Origin of the sequence: Pseudofulvimonas gallinarii, assembly GCF_004343305.1 — a bacterium.
GTDB classification, from domain to species: domain Bacteria; phylum Pseudomonadota; class Gammaproteobacteria; order Xanthomonadales; family UBA2363; genus Pseudofulvimonas; species Pseudofulvimonas gallinarii.
In genome coordinates, this window is the sequence record NZ_SMAF01000049.1 from 1 (window position 1) to 4,011 (window position 4,011).

General features: G+C 64.4%; 2 protein-coding genes and 1 pseudogene. All 3 read left to right on the forward strand.

From position 1 onward, the window contains the following. Window positions 1-900: 900 nt before the first annotated feature. Window positions 901-1,389: a hypothetical protein gene (locus EDC25_RS14475; RefSeq protein WP_123522933.1), complete on the forward strand. Its 489-nt coding sequence runs from the start codon at window positions 901-903 to the stop codon at window positions 1,387-1,389. 55 nt (window positions 1,390-1,444) lie between these two features. After that, window positions 1,445-3,667, forward strand: coding sequence for a hypothetical protein (locus tag EDC25_RS14480; RefSeq protein WP_123522934.1), 2,223 nt, complete (start codon window positions 1,445-1,447; stop codon window positions 3,665-3,667). 38 nt (window positions 3,668-3,705) lie between these two features. Continuing rightward, window positions 3,706-4,011: pseudogene (locus EDC25_RS14485) on the forward strand (TCP-1/cpn60 chaperonin family protein); the annotation flags it as partial.

Consider the following 4,011-nt stretch of genomic DNA (forward strand, 5'->3'; position numbering starts at 1 on the left):
GCGCTGCAGCACGCCGCGTCGATCGCCGGCCTGGTGATCACCACCGAGGCGATGATCGCCGAGCTGCCGAAGAAGGAAGCGGCCGCCGACCACGGTCACGGCCACGGCGGTGGTGGCATGGGCGGCATGGATTTCTGATTCAGGCGTCTCCCAGGTTTGACCACGAAGCCCGGCCATGTGCCGGGCTTCGTGCATTCGGGCAACACAAGCGCAATTGACTTGTGCCGGTCTCGAATCCGTCTTCGCCCCGGCGACTTCTCGCGTGCCGCGTTTCGTTCTTGTAGGTGCGTAGCTTGCTGCGCACGCTCTTTGGTTGGATTGCGGCAGCTTTAACAGCGGCCTTGCGGCCGCAGCGGGCAGGCAGCAAGCTACCCGCCTACAGGGCGTGGGGACGGTGACGCTGTGGCTGCGGCGCTCTTCGCTTTGCTTTTTTAGGTGCGTAGCTTGCTGCGCACGCTCTTGTCGGGGTCGCTGTGATGCGCCGAGGTGTCGGACGGCACGGCTGATCGGGCGGGCGCGCCAATCGCCAGCCTTCCCTGATCACGACGAACAGTGAGTGAGGTCACTATCGATTGTTGACGGGGATCCAATTCCTGTCGTGAACGGTGCGCGGTCCCGCTTGCGCTGTGTGCACATTCGACACTGCCGGCAAATGTCCATTGACAGTGATAGGGATTCTGCGCATAGTGTCGACGCCGCAGGCCGTCGATGCGGCAATTCGAAGTTGATCCCACTCAAATTTCAGGAGTGTCTCATGAAATCTCGCGTTGTTGTATTGGCCTGTCTATTGTCCCTGTGTGCCCCGGCATTCGCCGGGCCGACCACATGTTATCCACCAAATATGCCGGGCAATGGCACGTTGTGCTGTAAGGACGGCGACTGCTGGGTTGTTCAGCCGAAATGAAACCGTTGGCGGCGTTGACTCATCTATTCGGGTTCATCGTTCTGGCGATCACGAGTGGCCCTGCGATCACTGGTGAGCCGCCGCAGCTGCGTGGCGAAGCCGGCGCCGGCTTCATCCTCGAGCTGTTTCCGCAGCAGCGCCTGCAGATGCCGGCCGTATTGGTGCTTGATCGATCGGGCTGCGTGGCTTGGCATCACTTCGGCCCTGAGCTCGACGCCGCCCTTTCCGCCCTGCCGTCTGTACTGGAGGCCAGCGGGCCCGCCGCAGTGTGCAGCGAACCGCGCTGGCCTGCGCTCCGCAAGCGCCTCGAAGCGGAAGGTGTTACGGTCAATGAGGCTGCGACGCGAGATCGGCCTGTCCTCATCTGGTACGGCAGCGACACCTTGTGCACCTCATGTTCGCAGGCGAAGGCCGAGTATCTGCCAGCGATTAGCGCCGCGTTGCCCAACGACGCGGTGGTGATAGTGTTGGAATGGAAATCCTGATCGAGCGCCACCCGGTGTGGTGGATCGGGTTCGTCGCGGCTCGGCCGGGCCGGTGATGCAGGCGCGGCTGTCGGCTGTGTGGCTGGTGCTCGCGTTGCTGTGCGCCGTGCTGGCCTCGGCAGACGCCCTGCGTGCCCTGCTGGCGCCGCCTGTGCTCGATATCGGCGAGCACCGACAAGTGCTGGTCGCCGACTTAGTCGCGCGCATGGAGGACGGCCCGACCTTGCGTGCAGCCATCTCGCCGGCACGACTGCAGATGGTCGAGAGCGCGCTACCAGCGCAGGCGAGCGCCATCGCGATGTCACCGGCGGCGCTGGTGCTGTCACGTCCGGACGCCAGCCCGAAGGCATTGCGGCTGGCAATAGGTGATCACCGCCTGCTCCGCCTGTTGTCCGCCTCGGTAGACCGTGGATCGCTGTCCTGCGATACCGAAACTGTGTTTCCCGGTGCCGCATTGGCGACCTCGCTAGGCTTGCAGCCGGGTGATCGTATCCATCTAGACGGTCATCTGTTCCACGTCGGCCCGGCCGTCAACGAGCCATTCCTGAGCGCATTCGCCAGTATCATGGAGGTGGATGCCTTCGCTTGTTTGCAACCGGCATCGCCGCTGAAACCGGCATCGGCGCAGCAGCTTCTCATCCTGCAACCACGCTCGCTCGACGTAGGCGCTGTGCAGGCCGCGCTGGCATCGCTCGGTGACCCCACCAGCGACTTCGTGGTGGAGTGGAACGTCACGACGCTGCGTGACCATCGCGACCAGGCGCTGGATCGACGTGCCGGCTGGCTGACCGGAATCAGCTTGATCCTGTGGCTGCTGGCGATCGGATTCGCGGTGATATCGGGTCTGAACCGTGCAGTCGCGACGCCAGACAGCGATCGTATTCGCCGCCTGCTGGGCGAAGCCCATCGGCATCGAGTGCGGCGGCTGTTGTCGACTCTGGCGCGCGATATTGGCCTGGTGGCGGCAACCGCGGCCGTGGTGACGGTGCTGACGCTGCCGTTGCTTGGAGATTGGGTTGCGGCGCGCACGGTGTCATTGGGACTACTGTGGCGGGCAACGATGACGGCGGCAGCGCTGGCTGTCCTTCTGGTCGCCGTCGCCACGCTGACGCGCGCGGTCTCGATGTGGAACGGACCCGCATCGGCACAGATGGCCGGGGCACGGGTGTCGCGCACCACGCGGCCAGTCCGGTTGATGGTGGCGGTGGCCGCGTTGCTGGGTGCCGCCACGACGATCCCGACTCTGTTCCTATTGCACGAATTCGTCCGCCAGGGCGCGTTATCGCCCGGGTATCGCATGGATGGCCTCTACGCTGCCGAGCTGCGCATGGTGTCGTTCGACTCACACGATCAGGCGCAATGGTGGCAGGCGCTCGATCAGGTGCGGCAGGCGGTGCTTGCCGTCGAGGGCGTGGTCGACGCGGGGTTCATCCATCCCGCGCCTTGGGCCTACGACAGTAGCGCCGAGGTGCTCGGCGGCGACGAGCATCTACTGGTGAACGTGGGTTTGACCGAGGGCGTCCTGCGGATGCTCGGCGCCAATGTTACCAGCGGCAGCGATGTCGCCGATACCCGCGATGCCAATGCCGTCCTGGTTCAGGGCTTGGATGCCGCCATGCAGCGATTGTTCCTCCCGCTGGGTACCAGCGTGGTCGGCGAGGTAAGCGGGATCAGATTCTCGTTGCGTGACGAGCGTGGCCGGCCGGCGGTGTTCCGGTCATTGCGGGCCGGCATACACGATCGCGTTCAATTAGTGTGGCGCAGGCATCCGGGTGCCGGTTCGTTGCAGGCCCTACAGGCGGCACTTGAGCGCTTCGCCGATCGATTTATCGTTTCCGCTCCATATCGAGTAACTGATTACGTGCACGAAAAGACTCAAGCTGTGCGCGCCACCACCTATCTGTCCGTGTTGACGGCGCTGGCAGCGATCGCCTTGCTGGCGATGGTGATGGTGTACACCGCGCGCGAATACTTCGTGCAGACTCGTCGCGATAACGCGATCCGAGCCTGCCTCGGGGCAACGCCCACCGGTCTTGCGTGGCGGGCGAGCCTTGCGTTCGGCGGCTGGGGTGCGATCGGCTGGCTGGTCGGGACGGTACTCGGCCTGCTGCTGTGGCGGCAGCTCGTCATCCTCATCGCCGATTATCGGCTGGTACAGGCGGGATGGGGATGGTGGTTGACGCCGTTGGCGGTGACCATGATGACCATGGGGTACTTCCTCGCACTCAGGCAGCGCCTGTGCCGCGAGGACATGGCACGAGGTCTGCTTGACATATGAAGCAGTGTCAGCGGATATGCTTGGTGGACGGGCAACGCTTCGGCGCCCCGACCATCACCAAGGACGGCGTCTCCGTCGCCAAGGAAATCGAACTGAAGGACAAGTTCGAGAACATGGGCGCGCAGATGGTCAAGGAAGTCGCTTCCAAGACCTCCGACGTCGCCGGTGACGGCACCACCACCGCCACCGTGCTGGCGCAGGCGCTGGTCCGCGAAGGCCTGAAGGCCGTCGCCGCCGGCATGAACCCGATGGACCTGAAGCGCGGCATCGACAAGGCGGTCACCGCCGCCGTCGAAGAGCTGAAGAAGATCAGCAAGCCCACCGCTGACGACAAGGCCATCGCC

Bases quoted from the DNA above. Each gene is read 5' to 3' on its own strand.
- EDC25_RS14475 (WP_123522933.1), top strand. From the start codon at position 901: ATGAAACCGTTGGCGGCGTTGACTCATCTATTCGGGTTCATCGTTCTG.
- EDC25_RS14480 (WP_123522934.1), top strand. From the start codon at position 1,445: ATGCAGGCGCGGCTGTCGGCTGTGTGGCTGGTGCTCGCGTTGCTGTGC.